General features: G+C 53.6%; 4 protein-coding genes. 2 read left to right on the forward strand and 2 right to left on the reverse strand.

The features are described from left to right. The first annotated feature begins 197 nt into the window (after nt 1–197). The gene (locus GSF01_RS24090; RefSeq protein ID WP_159887830.1) at nt 198–1,226 is read left to right on the forward strand and encodes a Gfo/Idh/MocA family protein; all 1,029 of its coding nucleotides are present in this window, start codon (nt 198–200) and stop codon (nt 1,224–1,226) included. Nucleotides 1,227–1,342: 116 nt separating this feature from the next. Here the strand turns inward: GSF01_RS24090 and GSF01_RS24095 are convergent, their stop codons facing one another. Next, nucleotides 1,343–2,308, reverse strand: a complete 966-nt coding sequence (locus tag GSF01_RS24095) for a peptidoglycan-binding protein (RefSeq protein ID WP_159887831.1) — start codon at nt 2,306–2,308, stop codon at nt 1,343–1,345. Nucleotides 2,309–2,491: 183 nt separating this feature from the next. Continuing rightward, complete coding sequence (locus GSF01_RS24100; protein ID WP_159887832.1) at nt 2,492–3,694, reverse strand: helix-turn-helix domain-containing protein; 1,203 nt, start codon at nt 3,692–3,694, stop codon at nt 2,492–2,494. A gap of 133 nt (nt 3,695–3,827) precedes the next feature. Here GSF01_RS24100 and uidA point away from each other — a divergent pair, with 133 nt between their 5' ends. After that, complete coding sequence (gene uidA / locus GSF01_RS24105) at nt 3,828–5,627, forward strand: beta-glucuronidase (RefSeq protein WP_159887833.1); 1,800 nt, start codon at nt 3,828–3,830, stop codon at nt 5,625–5,627. Nucleotides 5,628–6,000 lie beyond the last annotated feature (373 nt).

A 6,000-nucleotide genomic window follows, 5' to 3' on the forward strand; every position in this document is an offset into this window, starting at 1 on the left:
GTCGGGTAAGTCACAGCAGGGGTCACACCTCTCGAAGGGACTCAAGATAGGACTAATAGATCGCAAGATTGTATAGAGATAACGCAGGGAATTGCGGATATAATCAAGCTTGTAGCCAATTCTATCTTAATATAGAAGTGAAAATCAATGATGGGGCGCCAAGGCGAATGATGGAACTGATGAAGGAGGCAAAGTCTATGAGCAAGTATAAGATCCTTATCGTCGGCTGTGGAAGCATGGCGAATGCTTGGGCGAGCTATGCCCTTGCGAGGGAGCATACGAGCATTGTCGGGCTTGTGGATATCAAGCAGGAGTTTGCCCAGGCGATGGCAGAGCGCCATGGCCTGACCTGCGGAACGTATACGGATCTGACCGAGGCTTTGGAGCAAACCGGAGCCAATGTAGTATTCGATGTTACGATACCGGCCAGCCACTTCGAGGTTTGCTCAACGGCGCTTCAGCACGGGGCTCACGTATTCGGCGAGAAGCCGATGGCTGAAGCGATGGCGCAAGGCCATGAGCTGATCGCGATAGCCGAGAGGACAGGCCGCTCATATGCGGTGATGCAGAATCGGCGATACAATGCGAATATCCGGGCATTCAAGGAGCTCGTGAAGGACGGCGGCATCGGCAAGGTTGGCTATATCGGCGCCGACTTCTTCATCGGCGCCCACTTCGGCGGCTTCCGGGAGGCAATGGCAAGCCCGCTTATTCTGGATATGGCGATTCATACGTTCGATCAGGCACGGTTTCTGACTGGCGCCGATCCGATCTCGGTGTACTGCCACGAATTCAACCCGCCGGGCTCCTGGTACGCGGGCCATGCTTCAGCCATTTGTATATTCGAGATGTCAGACGGTTCGGTCTTCACCTATCGGGGTTCCTGGTGCTCGGAAGGCTTGCCGACCTCCTGGGATGCCGAGTGGCGCGTCAATGGAGAGCGGGGGACGGCCGTCTGGGACGGCCACGGCGCCCCTTATGCCGAGATCCTCGTTCCGGGCGATCAGGAAGGGCGGTTTACCCGCGAATATCAGCGCGTGGAGGCTTCGTATCGCTGGCAGGGCCGAGCCGGTCATGACGGCTGTCTCGACGAGATGTTCGCCGCGCTGGAGGAAGGCCGTCCGGCCGAAACGGACTGCCGGGACAACATCAAGAGCATGGCCATGGTGCTTGGCGCGATCGACAGCGCGAGGACGGGGACCAAGATCGACTTGCGCCGATATTAGGATGGAGCTGTCTTAAGAAAGCCGTAAGCCGCACAAAAAAACGCAGCCTTAAGCAAAGGTCTGCGTTTTTTGTGCGGCTTACTTTAGATAGAGCTGCGGGATACGTCGGGCAACGGTTAGGAGCGAAGCTTGGTCCAGGTCGCAGGGCCGGCTACGCCGTCTGCGGTCAAGCCGGCGGCTTGCTGATAACGTTTCAAAGTACTTTCGGTGCCGGTACCGAAAACCCCGTCGGCTGTAACGGAGTAGCCTTTCTTGGTTAATAGACGCTGCAGCACCTTTACTTCATCTCCTGTGCTGCCGACACGCAGTACCGTTGTAGTCGTTGCGAGCGCATTTAACTTGCTGGAGGTGGAGGAGCCGACGATTCCGTCAGCGGTTAGCCCGTGGGCGGACTGGAATTGCTTCACGATAGCTTCTGTGCCGCTTCCGAACACACCGTCCGCGCTAAGCGAGTAGCCGACCCGATTAAGATTGGTTTGCAGGGTAACGACTGCAGCACCCGTGCTGCCTACCTTCAGGGTGGAGCCTGTTCCGCCGGCTGCAAGCTGATGATGCACGCCGTCCGTGGTGGTGTGCGGAAACGATAATCCGGCTTGCGCGGCCAGATTGATGAGCTGGCTCGATACGAAGGTCATGCCGTTCAGAGCGTTGCCGCTGGCATCTTTAACAACGGCATCAAACGCTACGCCTGCCGTATGAGGAGCCGTATAGGAAGGGGCGGCCACCAGCGTGCCTAATCCGTGCTTGATCATTTCTTGCTGGCAAATACTTTTATTTTGAACGATTTCATATAAGTGCCTTTGATATTGATAGGGCCGGTAGGCCGAAGTATAGGTGATGCTCCAGCCTTTCTGCCTGATCAAGCTGGCATAGGTATCCCGGGCCGTGATTAATTGAGGGTCAACCCCCTCCCAGATCACCGTTTGTCCATTCTCCATCTTGATCGCCAGAGGATCTGTCATAGGCGAAAGCACATCCGCACACGTGGCTGCCTGGGCCGTAGGAGATGGCGCTCCTAACAGGGTGACGGACAGAGCCAGGGACAGAGTAATAGAGAGCAGGCCTTGCTTCATGGAAAACATAAATAATCCCTCCTATGAATCTAGTAAATGGTACAGGGCACCATTTCTAGATTCATTATACATGGGGATTATGATCGAGGTAAATATTTACATATAATTTATATTTTAGGATGTGAATGAGGTGGGTATCGCTCGCGGCGGACGTCAAGGGCGTCCGCTTCTGCCGGGCTGCCCGGCGTCTCCTCAAGAATTCCGGTATTCCGACGGGGTCATTCCCTCCAGTTTCTTGAATACCCGCGTGAAGAAACCGGCATCGTCGAAGCCGACGTAGCCGGCGATCCAGCCGATCGTAGCCCGATCCGTTTTCAACAGAACCTTGGCTTCGCGGATTCGCTGACGCTGTTGAAACTCGGTGAGCGTCATGCGAGTTTCCTTCTTGAATTGTCGAGACAGATGGGCAGGATGGACCCGACAATGATGTGATAGATTCTTCAGATTCATCGGCTTACTGAAGTGAATCGACAAGTATTCCGCTGCGCTCTGGACGACAGTCGAATATCCGTATCGGGCACGGTCGCGAACGAGGTCGCAATAGTCGTCGGACATGAGAACGCTCAGCGAGTTCAAAGCATTTATCGTTTCGCAGCGTTCAATTTTTTTGGCGAATCTCTCCGAGATCTGGTGAAGGAAGAAGGGCTGCACCTTGCCGTTCTCCGCAGCTATGCGAAACAGCGTGTTCAGGATAACTAACGCATTCTTCATCGCTCTCAGCGGCTGGTTAGGGAAACGCTCCTGCATATCGAACAGATTCTTTGTCGTAGCGCGGAGCCTCCGGAGCAGCTCCTTATCTCCATGCTCGACGGCGCTTCTCATTTCTTTCTCGACCTGGTAGCGCTTGTCAATGAGATGGACGCAAGGATCGTCGGGTTGATTTAGCAGATGTTCCTTCCGGCTCCGGGACGTTCTTTCAACAGGACGGGTCGGAGGCTCCACCATCCGGACAGCGGCTTGCCGGAGCGAGCCGGCCTGCTCCAGCAGATTGGCCATACTCTGAACCTTCGTGCTGCTGACCAGCCGCAGCCCCCGGTAAAACTCCTCCAGCTCCATATGCTTCCTCTGTTCGACATGGATGTTGGAATAAGAATCGGGCGCTTGCATGAGAAAGGGGCCGATGATGATCATGGCGGCTTCCTCGCTCTCGAGACGGCGGGATAAATAAGTCAATCCCCATGAATTCGTATATAGGCAGCATGGCTCGGAAGCTTGCTTGGCTGTCCGGTACATATGATGGAAGTCCTCCTGCTGCGACTCGTTCAAAACATCCGGCAGCACATCTTTTTCGGCGGCCAATGTTACGCAGCAGGCTTGATCCAGAATAATCGTATTCATATCGGTTAATTGAAACAGGGTCAGGCTCATCGATGTCATTTCCAAAGATAGGAACATTCGGCTTTCTCCTTCCTTAACTCGTTAAAATCCACATATAAATGCTAATACAGTCCTTACAAATGCGGAAATATTAGTAGTATAATCTTTATTGTAAATGCTTACAATATGCAGGATAAAGGAGTGGAGCCTTATGCTGTATCCTATCGTGACCGATACACGAGCTTTGATCGACTTAAACGGAATCTGGAATTTTAAATGCGATGATGGAAGAGGCTTTCAGGAGCATTGGTTCGAATCGGCGCTGACCGATACGATGAACATGCCGGTACCGGCTTCGTATAATGATGTCGGGGTTGCCGCTGCCATTCGGAATCATGTGGGCTGGGTATGGTACGAGAGAGAATTCACGGTGCCGGGCCTGCTGCTCTCGCAGCGGATCGTGCTTCGATTCGGCTCCGCTACGCATACGGCAAAGGTATATGTGAACGGCAAGCTTGTCGTAGAGCACAAGGGCGGCTTCACGCCCTTTGAGGCGGAGATTCGCGAAGAGCTGCATCCCGGAGCCAACCGGTTGACCGTAGCGGTAAATAATATCGTCGACGAAACCACGCTGCCCATCGGAAATTACAGCGAGAAGGAAGTCCCGGGCCTCGGCAAGGTCGTCCGCAATACCCCTAACTTCGACTTCTTCAACTATGCGGGCATCCATCGTCCGGTGAAAATTTATACAACGCCGCATACCTACGTCCGGGATGTGACCGTTACTACGGAGCTGGACGGCACAGCCGCGAACGTCGCCTATGACGTACAGACGGTCGGAGAAGCGGAGATCCGGATTGCTGTGATCGATCAATCCGGACGGGCTGCAGCGGAGGCGAGCGGATCGAACGGCGTGGTGCGGGTCTCGGAGGCGAAGCTGTGGGAGCCGATGAAGGCGTACATGTACGCTCTCCGGATCGAGCTGATCAAGGACGGCGAGACGGTTGACCGCTATGAGCAGCCTTTCGGGTTACGAACCGTTGCGGTACGGGATGGACAATTTCTGATTAACGGCAAGCCTTTTTATTTCAAGGGATTCGGCAAGCATGAGGATTCGCCTATTCACGGCAGAGGCATTGACGAAGCGGCCAATGTCATGGACTTCAATCTCATGAGATGGATCGGGGCTAACTCCTTCCGGACTGCGCATTATCCGTATTCCGAAGAAATTATGCGGCTCGCGGACAGGGAAGGGATCGTCGTTATTGATGAAACGCCGGCCGTCGGTCTGCATTTGAACTTCATGGCGACTCTGTTCGGAGGCGGACCCAAGCGGAAAACATGGGAAATTTTGCAGACTCAAGAGCATCATCAGCAAGTGATCCGGGAGCTGGTGGCTCGCGATAAAAACCACCCTTGCGTGGTGATGTGGTCCATCGCGAACGAACCGGCCTCCGAGGAGGAAGGGGCGGATGCGTATTTCAAGCCGCTGGTTGAACTGGCCAAGGAGCTGGATCCGCAGAAAAGACCGGTAACCATCGTCACGCATCTTGGCTCTACGCCCGATACCTGCAAGGTGGCCGAGCTGGTCGATGTGCTCGCGCTCAACCGCTATTATGGCTGGTACATCGAAGGGGGTGACTGGGAGCTTGCCAAGCATAAGCTTCGCGAAGAATTTACCGGCTGGGGCAGGCGCTGCCCGGGCAAGCCGATCATCATGACCGAATATGGCGCCGATACGGTGGCCGGGCTCCATGACGTCGATCCGGTCATGTTTACGGAGGAATACCAGGCCGAGTACCTGCGGGCCAATCACGAGGTATTTGACGAGTTTCCCCAATTCATTGGCGAGCAGGTCTGGAACTTTGCCGATTTCAACACGAGTCAGGGCATTATCCGGGTACAGGGCAACAAGAAAGGCATTTTCACAAGAGACCGCAAGCCAAAGTACGCCGCTCATGAGCTTCGCAAAAGATGGCATGCCATTCCGGACTTCGGCTATAAGGAGTGAGATGGAGGAGCACCGGGCTTCCGATTCCTTATGATTCGTCTCCGGCGGCCGCATCTGCTAGAAAATTCGGCATCCCGACCGTCCGTTTTTTTGGACGGTCTTTTTCGAATGTCTATGTTAATTTCTAGTATTGAAATTTGACCATAAAAAAACGCCTTGGTGAAAAGGCGGTTCATTGAACGCTATCGTTTCCCTTTACTTTAATTTCACCTATGCTGCCCTATCACGATAAATATACAATGTAATTCACTAGCGTTGCATTAATCTTCTCTGAATCTTCACAATTTTCTATCATTTAACTATCTGAACAGAAAAAAGATCCCTTACAATGGAATGGCAGGTAGTACTGTCCATAATCCACCGAAAAGGATCT

It is taken from the genome of Paenibacillus puerhi, from assembly GCF_009846885.1.
In the GTDB taxonomy this organism is placed as follows: Bacteria; Bacillota; Bacilli; order Paenibacillales; family NBRC-103111; genus Paenibacillus_G; species Paenibacillus_G puerhi.

Coding starts and splice junctions, on each gene's coding strand:
- GSF01_RS24095 (WP_159887831.1), bottom strand. CDS start 2,308: ATGTTTTCCATGAAGCAAGGCCTGCTCTCTATTACTCTGTCCCTGGCT.
- GSF01_RS24100 (WP_159887832.1), bottom strand. CDS start 3,694: ATGTTCCTATCTTTGGAAATGACATCGATGAGCCTGACCCTGTTTCAA.
- GSF01_RS24090 (WP_159887830.1), top strand. CDS start 198: ATGAGCAAGTATAAGATCCTTATCGTCGGCTGTGGAAGCATGGCGAAT.
- uidA (WP_159887833.1), top strand. CDS start 3,828: ATGCTGTATCCTATCGTGACCGATACACGAGCTTTGATCGACTTAAAC.